The sequence below is a fragment of the Streptomyces sp. NPDC043680 genome (assembly GCF_056436685.1).
Genome location: NZ_JBWKCE010000012.1, coordinates 1 through 17,461 on the forward strand (window position 1 = coordinate 1; position 17,461 = coordinate 17,461).

Below are 17,461 nucleotides of genomic sequence, written 5' to 3' on the forward strand. Positions count from 1 at the left end.
GATCCTCCTCGTCGGCATCGCCATCGACCTCCTGATCTTCAGCCCCGTCGAACGCCGGGTACTCCGCACCCGCGGCCTGCAGGTCAAGAGCTGATTCCCGTGTCCCCCGCCCCCGTTCTCCTGGTCATCGCCCACGGCAGCCGCGATCCGCGGCACGCGGCGACCGTGCACGCCCTGACCCGGCGGGCGCGGGCGCTGCGGCCGGGGCTGCGGGTGGAGACGGCCTTCCTGGACTTCAACGCACCGCGGGTCGAACAGGTGCTGTCCGCCCTGTACGCCGAGGGTGTCCGCGACGTGGCGGCCCTGCCGCTGCTGCTCACCCGGGCCTTCCACGCCAAGGCGGACATCCCTGCGGTGCTCTCGCAGGCCACGACCCGGCTGCCGGGCCTCTCGGTCCGGCTCACCGAGGTCCTCGGCCCCTCCCCGCTCCTGACGCAGGCGCTTGAGCGCCGCCTGTGGGAGGCGGGGCTCGACCCGGCGGACCGGGCGGGCACCGGTGTGGTGCTCGCGTCCGCCGGATCCTCTGACCCGGAGGCGATCGCAGTGATCGCTGAAATCGCGCGGGAGTGGCGGCACACCGGTTGGTGCGCCGTGCGGCCTGCGTTCGCCTCCGCGGCCCTCCCCCGGACGGAGGACGCCGTACGGGCACTGCGCGCCGAGGGCGTACGCCGGGTCGTGGTGGCCCCGTACGTCATCGCGCCCGGGCGTCTGCCGGACCGGATCGCGGCGGGCGCCGAAGCCGCGGGGGCGGACCTCGTGGCCGGGGTGCTGGGCGCGGCCCCGGAACTCGCCCGCCTGCTGCTGGACCGCTACGACTCTGCCGCGTCCGCCCCGGCCCGTCTGCGGACCCTGACGGCGTGACCGCTGCGCGGGGTGCTCTTCCCCCGCGCAGCGACCCGTGCAGCGGACCCGGTCGCTGCGGACCCGCAGCTAGGCTCGGGCCTCGGCCTCGTCCGCGAGGGCCGTCAGGTCCTCGATGGACATCGCGCCCGGCGGGAGGGACTCCCGGGCGAAGATGTTCGCCGCGTGGCGGAGGGTGTCGTTGACCGGGGTCCGGACCCCGTGCAGCCTCCCGAGCAGGGAGATCTCACCGTTGAGGTAGTCCGCCTCGATGGAGCCCGTGCCGCGCGCCAGGCTCTGCCAGGACGACCCGCCCCGCAGGCCCGGCGGCTGCTCGACCTTGCCGTCCCGCGCCTCGGCCTGCTCCGCCTCCGAGGCGTACGCGATGCCCGCCGCCGCGTACGCCGCCTTGCCCTCGCGGATCGCGCGCAGCAGCAGCGCCCCCTTGGCGGGGGCCGGCTCCGGGCCCGTCGTCGCCTGGATCGCGTTGCCCAGGTTGCCCAGCAGCTTCGCGTACTTCCACCGCATCACGTCCTCGACCACCGGTGCCGCGAAGCCGGACTCCTCCAGGTCGGCAGATATCTGCGCGAGCAGCCGGTCGGTGCCGCCGGCCGCCCGGCCCAGGTGCAGGATGCCGGTCAGCGGAGCGCACAGCGCCGAGACCACGCCCGGCTCCAGGAAGGTCGCCGGCAGCCATACGCAGACCCCGTAGGTCCGCGCGAAGCGCCGCAGGGCCAGCCGTTCGGTCTCCACGCCGTTCTGGAGGCACAGCACCGGCAGCCGCTGCGCCGCCGTGCCGCCGCCCGCGACCTCCGCGTCACCCCACGCGTCGAGTGCGGCGATCGCGTCCTGGGTCTTCACGGTCAGCAGCAGGGCGTCGTCGGGGCGCAGTTCGCCGAGTTCGGCGGGCCCTGACACCACGGGCAGCCGGTGCACCCGGACGCCGCCGGCCGTCGTGAGCCGCAGCCCGTCCTCCCGCAGGGCCTGCGCGTGCGCGCCGCGGGCGGCGAGTACGACCTCGTGCCCCGCCTCCGCCAGGCGCCCGCCGATGGTCGCGCCGACCGCTCCGGCGCCGATGATGATGTAACGCATACGCAGCAGCCTGGCACATCCTCCGGCCGTGTCACCGGCGGGGCCCCGGTGCGCCTGCCGGCCGGCGCTGCTCGGCGCGCTGGCCCCGTGGCGCCGCCGTAGGCTGGAAATGCACGCACGGAGTGGGGAGCCCCAGTCTGTTCGCGTCGCTTTCAACTACCGCGGGGGCGGCATCTTCTCGGCGGGGCTTCTCACGCCTGAACTCCTTTCTTCCAAGGGGGCCCCTATGGCTGCCAAGAAGCGCGCGTCGGCCTCGCCGCCCAAAGGCGACGGCCAGGACAAGCTGATGGAGTCGCTCAAGCACTTCATCCGCACCCGGGGTTCGAGTTACCTCCAGGACCCCAACGTGTCCTCGATCGGCATCGGCTACAAGGAGAAGAACGGGAAGCGGGGCAAGGACCTGGCCTTGCAGTTCACGGTCGACCGCAAAGTGGTCCCGGAGGGCGTGGACGGCCTGAGGAGCGCGCCGATCCCGCCGTTCATCGACATCGGCGGCGGTGTGACCGTCCCGACGGACGTCGTCCAGCGAAGCTACGCGCCCCACTTCCTGGTGGTGGCCGAGGCGGAGACCCCGCTGCGGCAGACGCGGATCAACCCCGTTCGTCCCGGCGTGAGCGTCGGGAACGTCCACGTGAGCGCCGGGACCCTGGGCTGCATCGTCTTCGACCGCAACGACGGATCCCCCTGCGTCCTCAGCAACTGGCACGTCCTGAACGGCCGCCTGGGCAATCCGGGCGACGAGGTCGTCCAGCCCGGCAAGAAGGACGACAGCCGCATCGCCTTGAACCGCCTCGGTACGCTCAAGCGGTCCCACCTCGGGGTGTCCGGCGACTGCGCCGTGTCGAGCATCACGGACCGCGACATCGACCCGGCCATCCTCGACCTCGACGTCACTCCGGCGAAGCTCGGCGAGCCGCAGATCGACGACAAGGTCGTCAAGAGCGGGCGCACCACCGGTGTCACGCACGGCAAGGTCACCCGCCCGTTCGCCAAGGTCAGCATCGACTACGGCACGGGCGTCGGCGTGCGGGAGATCGAGTGCTTCGAGATAGGGCCCGACCCGGACCACCCGGCGGCCGACGGGGAGATCAGCAAGCCCGGTGACTCGGGATCGGCGTGGATGTTCAAAGGGCGGGGAGGCAGGCCGAGCGATGTCCTGGCCGGTCTGCACTTCGGTGGCGAGGGGGACGCGGACCCCGACGAGAGGGCGCTGGCCTGCTTCCCCCGGGCGGTCTTCGACGAACTGAAGATCACCCTCCAGCAGCCGGGCCCCGAGTCGGAGCCCGTGGCGGGCTACGACCCGGGCTTCCTCTCGGTGCCGATAGCAACCCCGCAGCTGAACCCGTCGGTCAAGGGCGATGCCGTGCTGCTGGACGGGTCGGAGGTCATTCCGTACACGCACTTCTCGCTGGCGCTGAACAAGACGCGGCGCTTCGCCTTCTGGGTGGCCTGGAACATAGACGGTTCCACGATCAAGAAGCTCGACCGCTCCGGCATCGAGTTCAAGAAGGACCCGCGGCTGCCGGCCGCCGCCCAGGTCAGCAACGAGCTGTACCGGGGCCGGACCAACCGGCTCGACCGGGGCCACATCGCGCGCCGCGCCGACCTGCTGTGGGGGCCGATGCCCGAGGCCGAACGGGCCAACACGGACTCGTTCTTCTACACGAACATCACCCCGCAGATGGACGACTTCAACCAGAGCGCCCGCAACGGCATATGGGGCCACCTGGAGGACGCCGTCTTCGAGGACGTGCAGGTCGACGACCTCAGGGTGAACGTGTTCGGCGGCCCGGTGTTCCACGACGACGACCGCCTCTTCCGCGGGGTGCGGATACCGCGCGAGTTCTGGAAGGTCCTCGTCTTCTCCGAGGCGGGAAAGCTGAAGTGCAAGGCCTTCCTGCTCACGCAGAACCTGGAGCTGGCCGAATCGCTCGAACTGGACGAGTTTCGCGTCTTCCAGGTCAAGCTGAACGAGATCCAGACCCGGGCCAGGCTGCGCTTCCCGGCCGCCATGACGGCCGCGGACACGCTGGTGGTCCCGGAATCGGTGGAGGACCGCGCCCCGCTGGAGAGCCAGGCGGACATCGACTGGAGTTAGGGCCGGGGCCCTTCCTGCGTCAGTTCGACGAGTTTGGCGACCGTGTTCCAGTTGCGGGTCGTCGCGTCGATGCCCTTGAGGACGGCCGGGCGGTAGAGCGCCTCGGCCAGTTTGGAGCGGCCCAGTCCGTTCGGGGCGTACAGGTAGAGGACCCGGTCGCCGATCCGGAACTCCTCCGGGAGGTACGCGGGCGCGTCGATCGCCGCGAACCGGGAGGGGTCCGGCTGCTCGGAGAGGAAGGTGACGTGCAGCTGCCTTCCCTCCAGTTCGGCGGCGGGGAAGGGGCAGTCGTCGGCGACGGCGCGCAGGCGGGCGCCGTCGGCGACGAGGCAGGCCACCGGGAAGCCGAAGCGGCTCTCGATGGCCCGCTCCAGCGCGCGGGCCAGGGCGACCGGGTCCTGCTGCGCGCTGCTGAAGACGGCGTTGCCGCTCTGCAGGTACGTCTGGACGTCGTCGTGGCCGAGTCCTTCGAGGACCTGGCGCAGTTCGGCCATCGGGACCTTCTTGCTCCCGCCGACGTTGATTCCGCGCAGCAGGGCCGCGTACTTCTTCCTGGTCATGCCCGAATCATGCCCGAGCGGCGGAAGCGGGCGGTGATGCGGGGAGTGCGGCCTCGATGAGGTCGGCGGCCTGCCGGGTGCCTCCTTCGGCGGCCATCTGTGCGCGGACCGCTTCGGCCCGGGCGGCGACCTGCGGGTCCGCGACGAGGCCGAGGACGGCCTCGCGGAGGGTGGCGGCGTCCGCCTCCTCCTTCGGGACGTGCCGGGCGACTCCCAGCGACTGGAGCATGTCGGCGTTGCCGAACTGGTCGACGGCCTGCGGGACGGCGACCATGGGGGTGGCGGTCGCCAGGCCTTCACGGCTGCCGCCGGCGCCCGCGTGGGTGATGAAGGCGTCGGCGTGTTCGAGGACGGCCTGCTGGGGGATCCAGCGGTGGACTTCGATGTTGCCGGGGACGGGGCCGAGATCCGCCTCGTCGGTGAACCGGCCGATCTGCAGGACGACGTGCCAGTCGGGCAGGTCCCCGAAGGCCTCGATGCAGGCGCGGTAGAAGGCGGGTTGCCGGGTGAAGGTGGACCCGAGGGAGACGAGCAGCAGTTTCCTGCCGGCGGCCGCCGCCGGGCGCTGCCAGGTGCTCGCCGCGTCCGTGCTGCGGTCGGTGGCCAGGCAGGAGCCGACGAAGGTGTACACGCTTTCGTCGACGCGGTCGGCGTGAGGCTGGAGGGCCCGCGGGATGAGCACGAGGCTGCGCCGCGGGCGGCCGACGAAGGCGTCGGGATGCTCGTCGATGCCGTTGGCGTCGAGCCAGTCGCGGAAGCGGGCGTAGTACGCCCGGCCGCGCTCGGAGGCGCGCAGTGCGGCCGTCATCGGTTCACCGACCTCCTCCTCGTAGCCGGTCCAGGCGACCAGGTTCGGGGAGAGGGAGATGGCGGGGACCCCCCAGCGGCGGGCAAGGACGACCGCCGGGTAAGCGGTGATGTCGTGGAGGACGAGATCCGGTTCGTCGCCTTCAAACGCGTCGGCGAGCTGCGGCAGGGCCTGGATCGCGTCGTCGAGGAACAGCTCGACGTGGTCGATGAGCTCGGTGCCCCAGGCCCCGGGCTCGTCGTCGGTGGGGAGGGTGGAGTTCCAGATCACCGGCGTCGCGCCGGTCTCGGCGACCTTGGCGGCGAAGGAGGCGGGGACGGCGTAGCTCACGCGGTGGCCCCGGGCGACGAGTTCGCGGATCACCTCCAGGCTCGGGTTCACGTGTCCGTGGGCTGCGATGGAGAACATGGCGATGTGTGCGGGTGTGTCTGCTGTGGTCATGCACTCAAGTTAACGAGACGATACGTCTCGTGCAATTCATTTCCGGGCCGTCGGTGCGAGACTTGGCGGATTCACCGCGAACGGGAAGACCGGAGCACCCGGAAGGGACGGCATGGACGAGGCGCAGGCCAGGGACGTACTGACGGCGGCGGGCCTCACCGGCCCTGCCGGGCTGCTGGCGCTGGGCGAGAACGCGGTCTTCGCCCTCGGCGACGTGGTGGTCAAGGTCGGCCGGGAGGCGGCATTGCTGGAGCGGGCCGAGCGGGAACTCGCCGTCGCGGCCTGGCTCGCCCAGGCCTCGGTCCCGGCGGTGCGCGCGGCCGAACCGGAGCCCCGCCTGGTCGCCGGGCACCCGGTGACGGTGTGGCACCGCCTGCCCGAAGCCGTCCGTCCGGCGGGCCCCGAGGACCTGGCGCTGCTGCTGCGGCAGCTGCACGCCCTGCCTGAGCCGCCGTTCGCGCTCCCCGCGCGGGACCTGCTGGGCGGGGTCGAACGCTGGCTGCGGCTCGCGGGCGAGGCCATCGACCCGGCGGATGCGGCCTATCTGCGGGCGCGGCGCGATGCCCACGCCGTCGAAGTGGCCGCCCTCACCCCGCAGCTGGCGCCGGGCCCGATCCACGGTGACGCCCTCCCCCGCAACGTCCACGTGGGCCCGGACGGCCCGGTCCTGGTGGACCTGGAAACGGTCTCGGTCGACCTGCGGGAGCACGACCTCGTGGTGATGGCCCTCTCCCGCGGCCGCTACGGGCTGGCCGCGCAGGCGTACGACGCGTTCACGGCGGCCTACGGCTGGGACGTACGCGACTGGGAGGGCTGTGCCGTGCTGCGCGGCGCCCGCGAAACGGCCAGCTGCGCCTGGGTGTCCCAGCACGCCCCGACCAATCCCCGCGCCCTGGCCGAGTTCCGCCGCCGGATCGCCTGCCTGCGGGACGGCGACAGCGACACCCGCTGGCACCCCTTCTGACGTCCCCCGCCCGGGCCGGACCGCTGACGGGTCTTCAGCCCCGGTAGGGGACCACGGGCCAGGCCCGCTCGACTATCGCCTCGGGATCCGAGGTGCGCCGCAGGTAGCTCTGCAGCGAGGCGGCCTGCTCCGCCGCCGCGCGCACCTGGAGCTCGTGCAGGTCGGCCAGGGCGACCGAGCCTATGACCGCGTGCTCCGCCCCCATGCGGCGGGCCGCACGCGCGGCGGCCAGTGCGTCCGCGGCGGCGTCGTGCGCGTCGTCGAGGGTGACGCCGTAGTGTTCGCAAAGGGCTTGGAGGGTCCGCCTCCCCTTGCGGTAGCGGTCCGCGTGCTTGTCCAGCACCAAGGGGTCGATGACCGCCGCGGGCCCGTCTCCCACCCGCTCGACCAGCGGCACGACCGCGTGCCGTCGGCACTCACGGTCCAGCAGCGACAGGTCGTACCGCGCGTTCATGACCACGAGCGGGGTGCCCGACCGCAGCACGCCGGCCAGGATCCCGGTGATCTCCTCGATCGCGGGAGCGGCGGGCCGGCCCTGCGCACGGGCCTGGTCCGTGGAAATTCCGTGGATCGCCGAAGCCTGCGCCGGGATGGGCACGCCCGGGTCCAGCAGCCAGGTCCGCTGCCGCGCGATGGCCCCGTCCGGCTCCACCGCGACCACCGCCGCGGTCACGATCCGGTCCGACTCGATGTCCGTCCCCGTCGTCTCCAGGTCGAAGGCAACCATCCGACCGCTGATCCAGCTCATCGCAGGGCCCCGCCCGCCCGGACCGCCCGGGACGCCCCCATGCCGTACCCGTCCTCCACCCCGTGCCCCTCCCCCGTACGCCTTCGGTCAACGGCTTTCAGCCTCCCACGGGGCACTGACAGTCACGACACCGGGCGGGAGTCCTCCCAGATCGACTCGAATTCCTCACGGTACGTGGGGAACAGGCCGTGATCCGCGTCACGTCCGGCGGTGCGGCCGCCGGCCGCGCCGCCGCCGCGCAGCACCAGCACCGGCGCCTCCATGCCGCGGGCCCGGCGCAGGTACGACTGCACCACCGCGATGCCCGAAGACTCCCCCTCCACCAGATAGGCCGTGAAGCGCGGCGTCTCGTCGAAGACGTGGATCTCGAAGCGCGAGGGGTCGCGCAGCCCCGCCCGGACCCGGCGCACGTGCAGGATGTTCATCTCCACCGAGCGGCTCAGCTCCCCCTTGCGCAGGCCGAGCTCGCGCTCGCGCCGCTTCACCGCGCTGCTCGCCGGGTTCAGGAACAGCAGCCGGACCCGGCAGCCGGCCTCCGTGAGCCGGACGAGTCTTCGGCCCGAGAAGTTCTGCACCAGGAGGTTGAGGCCTATGCCGATGGCGTCGAGCCGCCGGGCCCCGCCGAACAGGTCCTCCGCGGGCAGCTGCCGCTGCAGGCGCACCCGGTCCGGGTGGACCGAGACGACGTCCGCGTACCGGTCCCCCACCAGGTCCTCGACCGCGTCGATCGGCAGCCGGTCCGCCGGCGGAGAGCCCGCGCCGCCGCCGAGGGCCTCCAGCAGCCGCGCCGAGGCCCGCTCCGCCTGCTCCAGCACCGGCCGCGACAGGGCGCGGTTGCGGGAGACCACGTTCCGCGTGACCTCCAGCTCGTCGAGCGCCAGCTCGATCTCGCGCCGGTCGTCGAAGTACGGCTCGAAGCAAGGCCAGTGCTGGACCATCAGCTCCCGCAGCTGCGGCAGCGTCAGGAAGCTGAGCACGTTGTCGTCGGCGGGGTCCAGCAGGTAGCCCTTGCGCCGGCTCACCTCGCGCACCGCCACGGCCCGCTGCACCCACTCCTGGCCGGCGGGCCCGGCCGCCGCGACGACCCAGTCGTCCTCGCCGTGCACCGGCTCGTAGATCGGCCGCAGCACCGCACCGACCACCGACCGCAGCCGCTGCTCGATCAGGTTCAGCCAGATGTACGCCCGGCCCGCCCGCTGGGCCCGCGTACGGACCTCGCTCCAGGCGTCCGCCCCCCAGTCCAGCTCGGCCCCGGCCCGTGCGCTCCCGGCCGCCGGCGGGGCCAGGGACACCGCCCCGGCCGCCACGCCTGTGGGCACCCCGCCGGGCGCACCGCCGGGTGCACCTCCTGGGGCGTCCGCCGGGCCGCCCTCGTGACCGCTGTCACCAGGGGGCAGCTCCAGACCTCCCGAGCTCACCCGTGCACCGCCTTCTGCGTCTGGACGCCCGTCTCCAGTGATCACGGAAGGGTACTCCGAGGTCGGCGCCCGGTGCAGCCCGATGGGCCGTACGGCGGGGGCCCGTTGACCCATTATCCGATGCCCGCATAGTCCGCTGACCCGCATATCAGGTCTCCGGGTCACCCGGAGGACGCATCCCAAGTCCCCGCGTAGCGCCCCACTTTCGGGGAAGATCTGCCAGTGACGTGGTCCACGGCGGATCAGCTCGACACATCAGCCCGAAGCCGAGAGGAAGAGTCCTTATCCATGCAGGTCTGGCCGGGACAGGCGTACCCGCTCGGTGCCACGTACGACGGCGCCGGGACCAACTTCGCGGTCTACTCCGAGGCCGCCCGACGTATCGAACTGTGTCTGCTGCACGACGACGGCTCCGAGACGGCCGTCGAACTGCGCGAGACCGACGCCTTCGTGCGGCACGCCTACCTGCCCGGCGTGATGCCGGGCCAGCGCTACGGGTTCCGGGTGCACGGCCCGTACGAGCCCGAGCGGGGGCTGCGCTGCAACGCGGCGAAGCTGCTGCTCGACCCGTACGCGCGTGCCATCGCCGGCAGCGTCGACTGGGGCGAGGAGGTCTACGGCTACCACTTCGGCCGGCCCGACTCCCGCAACGACCTGGACTCGGCCCCGCACACGATGAGCTCGGTCGTGGTCAACCCGTACTTCGACTGGGCCAATGACCGACCGCCGCGCCACGAGTACCACCACACGGTGCTGTACGAGGCCCACGTCAAGGGACTGACCATGCGTCACCCCGACCTCCCCGAGGAGCTGCGCGGGACGTACGGGGCCCTCGCACACCCGGCGGTCATCGGCCATCTCACGAAGCTGGGCGTGACGGCGCTGGAGCTGATGCCGGTGCACCAGTACGTCAACGACCACCGGCTGGTGGACGACGGGCTCAGCAACTACTGGGGCTACAACACGATCGGCTTCTTCGCCCCGCACAACGGCTACGCCTCGGGCGACCGCGGCCAGCAGGTGCTGGAGTTCAAGTCGGCGGTCCGGGCGCTGCACGAGGCCGGGATCGAGGTGATCCTGGACGTGGTCTACAACCACACCGCCGAGGGCAACCACCTGGGGCCGACGCTGTCCTTCCGGGGTCTGGACAACGCCTCGTACTACCGGCTCGCGGACGATCCGCGGCACTACATGGACACCACCGGCACCGGCAACTCGCTGCTGATGCGCTCCCCGCACGTGCTCCAGCTGATCATGGACTCACTGCGGTACTGGGTCACCGAGATGCACGTGGACGGGTTCCGCTTCGATCTCGCGGCCACGCTCGCGCGGCAGTTCCACGAGGTGGACCGGTTGTCCTCGTTCTTCGACCTGGTCCAGCAGGATCCGGTGGTCAGCCAGGTCAAGCTGATCGCGGAGCCGTGGGACCTGGGCGAGGGCGGGTACCAGGTGGGGAACTTCCCGCCGCTGTGGACGGAATGGAACGGCAAATACCGGGACACCGTGCGGGACTTGTGGCGCGGACAGCCGCGCACGCTGGCGGAGTTCGCGGGGCGGCTGACCGGCTCCTCGGACCTCTACCAGGACGACGGCCGGCGCCCGCTGGCGTCCATCAACTTCACGACCTGCCATGACGGTTTCACCCTGCACGACCTGGTCTCGTACAACGAGAAGCACAACGAGGCCAACCGGGAGGGAAATCGGGACGGCGAGACCCACAACCGGTCCTGGAACTGCGGGACGGAGGGGCCGACCGAGGACCCGGAAGTGCAGGAACTGCGCGAGCGGCAGATGCGCAACTTCGTGGCCACCCTGATGGTGTCGCAGGGCGTGCCGATGCTCAGCCACGGCGACGAGTTCGCCCGCAGCCAGGGCGGCAACAACAACGCGTACTGTCAGGACAACGAGCTGTCCTGGGTGCAGTGGCCGGAGCCGGGCAAACCGGCTCCCTCCCTGCTGGACTTCACCCGGCGGATGGTGTGGCTGCGGCGCGACCACCCGGTGTTCCGGCGGCGCCGGTTCTTCCACGGCCGGCCGGTGGAGGGCACCGACGACGAGCTGTCCGACATCGCCTGGTTCACCCCGCATGGGGAGCCGATGCGGGCCCGCGACTGGCAGGCACAGCACGCGCGGGCGCTGACGGTGTTCCTGAACGGGGAGGCCATCTCCGAGCCGGGCGTCCGCGGGGAGCGGATCACCGACGACTCGTTCCTGCTGATGTTCAACGCGGGCGCGGAGCCGCAGGAGTTCACCATCCCGGCCGGGCACGGCGCCCAGTGGCGGCTGGTCGTGGACACGGCGCGGCCGGAGGTGCTGCCACCCGGCACCGGGCCGCAGTTCGCGGACGGGGACCGGGTGGCGCTGACCGGACGGTGCCTGGTGGTGCTTCAGCGTCCCGCGTAGGCGGCCGCCGAGGAACCGCCCTCCGCTGCGGGCCGGTGGGCCGGACGTCCGGCGCCGGCGGCGCGGGCGGCCGGCTGCGCGGGGGCGGTACGGGCGGCCGGGACGCGGGTGGTGAGGGCGAGGAGCAGGCAGAGCGCGGCGGCCGAGACGCAGACGGCGAAGGCGCCGGAGGGCCCGTACCACTCGGCGAGCCGCCCGGAGACGGCGAGGGCGGCGGCCTGCCCGGCGACCAGCGAACTGGCGGCGAACGCCGTCGCCTCGGCGAGCCGGGACGGCTCCACGGACCGCTCGGTGAGGGCGAACGCGGTGATCAGGTGGGGGGCGAAGGCGGCCCCGAGCACGATGACGACCGCATACAGCGGCCCCAGGGTGTCGGTGAACAGCAGCGGTACGCAGAGCACGAGCGCGGCGCCGGTGGCCGCGCGCCAGCGCAGCCGCAGGCCGAAGCGGGCGGGCAGCGCGCCGAGCCCGAGGCCCACGGCCGCGCTGACGACGCCCATGGCGGCGTACACGAGTCCGGCCTGCCCGGGGACGCCCAGGCGGGCGGTGAGGGCGGCGATACCGGCCTGGCAGCCGCCGAACAGGGCGCCCAGGAGGAAGAGCGAGCAGCGCACGGCGTACACGACGCGCGGATGCCTGCCCGGTGCGGGCCGGACCGGTGCGACCCGGCCCGAGGCGGGGGCCTTGCCGTCCCCGTCCGCGCGCGCCCGCTCCGCGGCCGTGACGGCGGCGGTCGGGTGCAGCGCGAAGGCGGTGGCGAAGACGGCGACGAGGGCGGCGGCGGCCCCGAGCGCGAGCGCGGGGTGCGCGATCAGCGCGGCCAGCCCGACCAGGGCGGGGCCGAAGACGAAGGAGACCTCGTCCAGGGTGCCTTCGAGGGAGTGGACGGCGCCGACCACGCACTCGTCGGCTCCGGCGCGGTGCGCGAGGGCCACGGAGCGGGTCCGGGCGAGCGGCCCGATCAGGGGCACCGAGGCGCCGGTGACGGCCCCGATCGCGGCCAGCGGGAGGGTCGCGAGGCCGCCGAGGGCCCCGGCGACCAGGGCCGCGGTGGCGACGGCGTTGACCGCCGCGGCGGTCAGGACCACGGGGCGCTGCCCGTGCCGGTCGGCGAGCCGGCCGAGGACGGGGCCGAGCACCACCTGCCCGGCGGACAGGGTGGCGCCGACCGCTCCGGCGGTGGCGAGGGAACCGCTGGTCTCGGCGACCAGCAGGACGCTGCCGAACTGGGACATGGCCACGGGCAGACGGGCAAGGAAGGAAATCAGGGGAAGGAGGGGCCCGGTGAGGGCGATGACTCTTCGATAGGTACTGGCGGCTTCAAGCACTCGGGCAACGCTAACGCGGTGCAGTCACCCGGATGCATTGGGTAATGGCACGGAATCAGGGAAGGTGGGTACGTACGTTCTCATGAGCCAGCCGAACGCGTACATCCGAACGGAATCCGATGTTCCGGCAAACGTCCCCCCGGGGACACCCCGGTCGACCTACCGCCTCCAACTGCGGGCCGGGTTCGACTTCGCGGCGGCCGAGACGGTGGTCCCGCACCTCGCGTCCCTCGGTGTGTCCCACCTGCACCTCTCACCGGTACTGGAGGCGGTCCCCGGCTCCGCCCACGGCTACGACGTCACCGACCACACCCGGGTGCGCGCCGAGCTCGGCGGTGAGCCGGGGCTGCGGGCCCTGGCCGCCACCGCCCGGGCGCACGGGCTCGGCCTGGTCCTGGACATCGTGCCCAACCACATGGCGGTGCCCTCCCCGCTGCGGCTGAACCGGCCCCTGTGGGAGGTGCTGCGGGAAGGGCCGGACTCCCCCTACGCGCGCTGGTTCGACATCGACTGGGAGGCGGGCGGCGGACAGGTGCTGCTGCCCGTCCTCGCCGGGCCGCCCGACCCGGCGGAGTTCACGGTCGACGGCGGGGTACTGCGCCACGGGGAGCAGGAGTTCCCGCTCCGGGAGGGCACGGCGGGGCTGGACCCGGCCGAGCTGCTGGCCGCCCAGTGGTACCGGCCGGCCTGGTGGCGCGAGGCCCGCACGGCGCTGAACTACCGGCGCTTCTTCACGATTTCGGACCTCATCGGGGTCCGGGTCGAGGATCCGGAGGTCTTCGCGGCCACCCACGCGAAGGTGGTGGAGCTGGTGCACGAGGGCGTGCTGCAGGGGCTGCGGATCGACCACGTGGACGGGCTGGCCGACCCGGAGGAGTACCTGCGGCGGCTGCGCGCGGCGGTGGGGGACGGCTGCTGGATCGTGGTCGAGAAGATCCTCGCCCGCACCGAACGCCTGCGGCCCTCCTGGCCGGTGGCGGGCACCACCGGCTACGACGCGCTGTACCGGCTGGACGGCGTGTTCACGGATCCCGGGGGCGCCGCCGAACTGGCCCGCCGCTACCGGGAGGCCACCGGCGCGGCGGACTGGGCGCAGACGGCGGAGCGGTCCGCGCGGGAGGTGCTGACCGAGGACCTCGCTGCGGAGCTGGCCGCGCTGGAGCGCCGTGCCGGCCCCGGGACGGCGCGGGCCGTGCGGGAACTGCTGATCGCCTATCCGGTCTACCGCCCCTACCCGGGCACGGACGCGTTCGCCGAGCTGGCCGGGGTGGCGCAGGCGGCCGGGGTGAGCGCCGAAGAGGCGCAGGACGTACGCGAACGGGCGCGGCGGGACCCGGCGTTCGCGGCGCGCTTCGCGCAGACCTCCGCGGCCCTGCGCGCCAAGTCCCTGGAGGACCGCGCGTTCTACCGCTGGGCGCCCCTCCTGTCCGCCACCGAGGTCGGGGGCGATCCCGCCCGGCCGGCGGTCTCCGTCGAGGAGTTCCACGCGTACTGCGCGGAGCTCGAACGGGACTGGCCGCATTCGGGGACGGTCCTGTCCACGCACGACACGAAGCGCAGCGCGGACGTCCGGGCCCGGATCTCGGTGCTGTCGCAGGCGCCGGAGCTGATGGGCCGGCCCGCGGGACCCGACCCGCAGCTCGCCTGGGTGGCCCGGCAGACGGCGCTCGGCCTCGGGGAGGTGCCGGAGCGGACCGAGCGTCTGGGGGCGGCCCTGCTCAAGGCCGCCCGCGAGGCGGCGCTGCGCACCAGCTGGACCGACCGGGACGAGTCCTACGAGGCCGCGGTCGGGCAGTACGCCGAGGCCGGGCGGCAGCCGGCGGACCTCCACGAGGAGGACGGGGCGGCCGAGGCGGCCCGGGCCAATTTGCTCGGCATGACCCTGCTGCACCTGGCGATGCCCGGGGTCCCCGAGGTCTACCAGGGCGCCGAGACCGAGTACCGGGCCCTGGTCGACCCGGACAACCGGCGACCCGCCCGATTTCCCCGCGAGGCGCTGGCCCGGCTGGATGCGGGGGCGCGGCCCGGGGACCAGGCGGAGGAGAAACTCGCGCTGACCGCCGCGCTGCTGCGGCTGCGCCGGGACCGGCCCGACCTGTTCACCGGCTACACCCCGCTGGCCGCCCGCGGCCCGGCGGCCGGGCACTGCGTGGCGTTCGGCCGCTCGGCCGGGCTGCTCGCGGCGGCGACCCGGCTCGCGTACCGGCTCGCGGGGGCGGGCGGCTGGCGGGACACCGTGCTGCCGCTGCCGCCGGGGCGGTGGCGGTCACTGCTCGCGCCGGGAGTGCCGTACGAGGGCGAGGTATTGCTCGCCGAGCTGTTCGCCGACCGGCCGGTGGGGCTCCTCCTGCGGGACGGCTGATCCGGGGGCGACGAGCTCGGCGAAGGCCGCCGCCACGCCGGTCAGCGGCGCCCGGGAGAAGACGGCCAGGGGCCGGTGCCAGGGCGGGTCGAGGGAGAGCAGCACGCAGTCCTCGCCGAGGGCGCCCCGGACCGTGTGGGCCGGGGCGATGACGATGCCCACCCCCGCCGCGGCCATCCGTACCGCGGTGGAGGTGTGCTCCGTGCGCAGCACCGAGCGCGGGGTGAAGCCGAGGGTGCCGCACGCCCAGTCGAGGAACGGCCGGCCCTGCACCAGGGGTTCCATCGCGCAGCGGATCCAGTCGCGGTCGGCGAGCTCGGCCAGCCGGACCGCGCCCCGGCCGGCGAGGGGGTCGTCGAAGGGGACCACCAGGACGATCTCCTCGCGGCCGGCGGACAGCACCGTCCCGGTCCACTCCTTGGGCTCGGGGCCGACGGCGAGGTCCGCCACGCCCCGCTCCACCTGCTCCTCCAGTTCCGCCGTGGACCCGTACTCGCGCAGCACCAGCCGGACGCCCGGGTGCAGGATCCGCCAGCGGGCGACGACGGCGGGGAGCAGGCCGACGGCGACGGCGTGGACGGCCGCGATGTGGAGCTCGCCGCCGGCCGCCCCGGCGGCGGCGCGGGCGGCGCGTTCGGCCTGGCGAGCACTGCGGACGGCGAGCTGGGCGTGCGGAAGGAAGGCCCGGCCCATGGGGGTGAGCCGCACCCCGCGCGGCATGCGTTCCAGCAGGGCGCCGCCCACGGATCGTTCCAGCGCCTTGACCTGGTGGGACAGGGCGGGCTGGGTGACGTGCAGGGCGTCGGCGGCGCGGGTGAAGGAGGACTCCTCCACGACCATGAGGAAGTACTCCATCTGACGCAGACTCATGAGCAGGAAGCATAAAGAGTCTGCATGGAGCCGAGAAGATCATTGCCTTGGACTCATGGGCGGCCCCGGCGACACGCTTGCCGCATGGACACAGCAGACGTGATCGTGATCGGCGGCGGCACGGGCGGCTACAGCACCGCCCTGCGCGCCGCGGCCCTCGGACTGACCGTCGTCCTCGTGGAACGCGACAAGGTGGGCGGAACCTGCCTCCACCGCGGCTGCATCCCCAGCAAGGCGATGCTGCACGCGGCCGAACTCGTCGACGGCATGGCCGAGGCGCGCGAGCGGTGGGGGGTGGCCGCACACGTGGACGCGGTGGACTGGACGGCGCTGACCGCCACCCGGGACGACATCGTCGCCCGCAACCACAAGGGCGTCCAGGCACACCTGGAGCACGCCGGCGTACGCGTGGTGCACGCAGCGGCCCGGCTGACCGGACCGCGCTCCGTGCGCACCGACGACGGCCGGGAGTTCGGCGCCGTACGCGGCATCGTGCTGGCCACCGGGTCCAGACCGCGCACCCTGCCCGGGCTTGAGCCCGACGGCCACACCGTCGTCACCAGCGACGACGCCCTGTTCGCGCCGGGACTGCCGGGCTCGGTGCTGGTGTTGGGCGGCGGGGCGATCGGGGTGGAGTACGCCTCCTTCCACCGGTCGATGGGGGCGGCGGTGACCTTGGTCGAGGCCGCGGACCGGCTGGTTCCGCTGGAGGACGCGGAGGTGTCGCGGCATCTGGCGCGCGGTCTGAAGAAGCGGGGCGTCGACGTACGGGCCGGGGCCCGGCTGGAGGGGGTGGAGCGGCTTCCGGGCGGGGGCGTGCGCGCGGGCGTGCGCGGAGCGCGCGGCGACGTCGTGGAGCTGGCGGCGGAGCGGCTGCTCGTGGCGGTCGGGCGGGTCCCGGTGACCGACGGCCTGGACCTGGCGGCGGCCGGACTGGCCGCGGACGCACGGGGTTTCGTGTCCCCTGCCGACTGGTCCCGGCTGGAGACCCCGGTGCCGGGCATCCACGTGGTGGGCGACCTGCTGCCGCCGCCCTCGCTCGGCCTGGCCCACGCGTCGTTCGCCGAGGGGCTGCTGGTCGCGGAGACCCTGGCGGGCGTGGCGAGCGCGCCGGTGGACTATGCGGCGGTGCCCCGCGTGACCTATTCGGCGCCGCAGACCGCTGCGGTCGGGCTGACGGAGGCGCAGGCGCGGGAACTCTCGTACGACGTCGTCGTCAACACCATGCCGCTGACGGCGGTGGCGAAGGGGATGGTGCACGGGCAGGGCGGGACGGTGAAGGTCGTCGCGGAACGGGGCGGGCGGGTGCTGGGCGTGCACCTGGTGGGGCCGCACGTCTCGGAGATGATCGCGCAGAGCCAGCTGATCGTGGGGTGGGAGGCGGAGCCGGCCGATGTGGCCCGCCACGTCCACGCCCATCCGACCCTGTCGGAGGCGGTGGGCGAGGCCTTCCTGTCGCTCGCGGGCCGGGGGCTGCACCAGCAGTAGCCGCAACGCCGAGACGGGTCCGGGACGGAGTGCCGGCGAGG

General features: G+C 73.4%; 12 protein-coding genes and 2 pseudogenes. 7 read left to right on the top strand and 7 right to left on the bottom strand.

All coding sequences use genetic code 11. The features are described from left to right. Together AC0666_RS22940 and AC0666_RS22945 are read left to right on the top strand one after the other, a co-directional pair. Positions 1-94 (top strand): annotated as a pseudogene (locus tag AC0666_RS22940) (ABC transporter permease); the annotation flags it as partial. Positions 95-99: 5 nt separating this feature from the next. Further along, positions 100-861 (top strand): sirohydrochlorin chelatase, encoded by a 762-nt coding sequence (locus AC0666_RS22945; RefSeq protein ID WP_361723725.1) that lies wholly within the window; start codon positions 100-102, stop codon positions 859-861. Between the two features lie 69 nt (positions 862-930). Here AC0666_RS22945 and AC0666_RS22950 read toward each other — a convergent pair whose 3' ends face one another. Then, a complete protein-coding gene (locus AC0666_RS22950; RefSeq protein WP_468971682.1) occupies positions 931-1,932 on the bottom strand; it encodes a ketopantoate reductase family protein in 1,002 nt (333 codons plus the stop codon). Positions 1,933-2,158: 226 nt separating this feature from the next. Here AC0666_RS22950 and AC0666_RS22955 point away from each other — a divergent pair, with 226 nt between their 5' ends. After that, positions 2,159-4,030 (top strand): DNA/RNA non-specific endonuclease, encoded by a 1,872-nt coding sequence (locus AC0666_RS22955; protein ID WP_468585438.1) that lies wholly within the window; start codon positions 2,159-2,161, stop codon positions 4,028-4,030. Here AC0666_RS22955 and AC0666_RS22960 read toward each other — a convergent pair. Both AC0666_RS22960 and mgt read right to left on the bottom strand, forming a co-directional pair. Beyond that, entirely contained in the window at positions 4,027-4,590 is a 564-nt protein-coding gene (locus AC0666_RS22960; RefSeq protein WP_468971680.1) for a DUF1697 domain-containing protein, read from the bottom strand. The two genes, AC0666_RS22955 and AC0666_RS22960, sit on opposite strands and share 4 nt — an antisense overlap. Positions 4,591-4,597: 7 nt before the next feature. After that, positions 4,598-5,910: pseudogene (mgt, locus tag AC0666_RS22965) on the bottom strand (macrolide-inactivating glycosyltransferase). 41 nt (positions 5,911-5,951) lie between these two features. Here mgt and AC0666_RS22970 point away from each other — a divergent pair. Further along, the gene (locus tag AC0666_RS22970) at positions 5,952-6,803 is read left to right on the top strand and encodes a phosphotransferase enzyme family protein (protein WP_468971678.1); all 852 of its coding nucleotides are present in this window, start codon (positions 5,952-5,954) and stop codon (positions 6,801-6,803) included. A 34-nt stretch (positions 6,804-6,837) separates the two neighbouring features. On the opposite strand, the gene AC0666_RS22975 is transcribed toward AC0666_RS22970, so the two are convergent. Next, positions 6,838-7,551 (bottom strand): exonuclease domain-containing protein, encoded by a 714-nt coding sequence (locus AC0666_RS22975; RefSeq protein WP_468971677.1) that lies wholly within the window; start codon positions 7,549-7,551, stop codon positions 6,838-6,840. Between the two features lie 122 nt (positions 7,552-7,673). Next, a complete protein-coding gene (locus AC0666_RS22980; protein ID WP_468585433.1) occupies positions 7,674-8,969 on the bottom strand; it encodes an SAV2148 family HEPN domain-containing protein in 1,296 nt (431 codons plus the stop codon). Positions 8,970-9,257: 288 nt separating this feature from the next. On the opposite strand from AC0666_RS22980, the gene glgX reads away from it, so the two are divergent. Beyond that, complete coding sequence (gene glgX / locus AC0666_RS22985) at positions 9,258-11,372, top strand: glycogen debranching protein GlgX (protein ID WP_468971674.1); 2,115 nt, start codon at positions 9,258-9,260, stop codon at positions 11,370-11,372. On the opposite strand, the gene AC0666_RS22990 is transcribed toward glgX, so the two are convergent. Next, positions 11,357-12,613: an MFS transporter gene (locus tag AC0666_RS22990; RefSeq protein WP_468971673.1), complete on the bottom strand. Its 1,257-nt coding sequence runs from the start codon at positions 12,611-12,613 to the stop codon at positions 11,357-11,359. The genes glgX and AC0666_RS22990 overlap by 16 nt on opposite strands. A gap of 169 nt (positions 12,614-12,782) precedes the next feature. Here AC0666_RS22990 and treY point away from each other — a divergent pair, with 169 nt between their 5' ends. Continuing rightward, entirely contained in the window at positions 12,783-15,062 is a 2,280-nt protein-coding gene (treY, locus tag AC0666_RS22995; protein WP_478708197.1) for a malto-oligosyltrehalose synthase, read from the top strand. Here the strand turns inward: treY and AC0666_RS23000 are convergent. Then, positions 14,967-15,932, bottom strand: coding sequence for a LysR family transcriptional regulator (locus AC0666_RS23000; RefSeq protein WP_468971670.1), 966 nt, complete (start codon positions 15,930-15,932; stop codon positions 14,967-14,969). The genes treY and AC0666_RS23000 overlap by 96 nt on opposite strands. Before the next feature lie 84 nt (positions 15,933-16,016). On the opposite strand from AC0666_RS23000, the gene lpdA reads away from it, so the two are divergent. Beyond that, positions 16,017-17,420, top strand: a complete 1,404-nt coding sequence (gene lpdA / locus AC0666_RS23005) for a dihydrolipoyl dehydrogenase (protein ID WP_478708198.1) — start codon at positions 16,017-16,019, stop codon at positions 17,418-17,420. Positions 17,421-17,461: the final 41 nt, after the last annotated feature.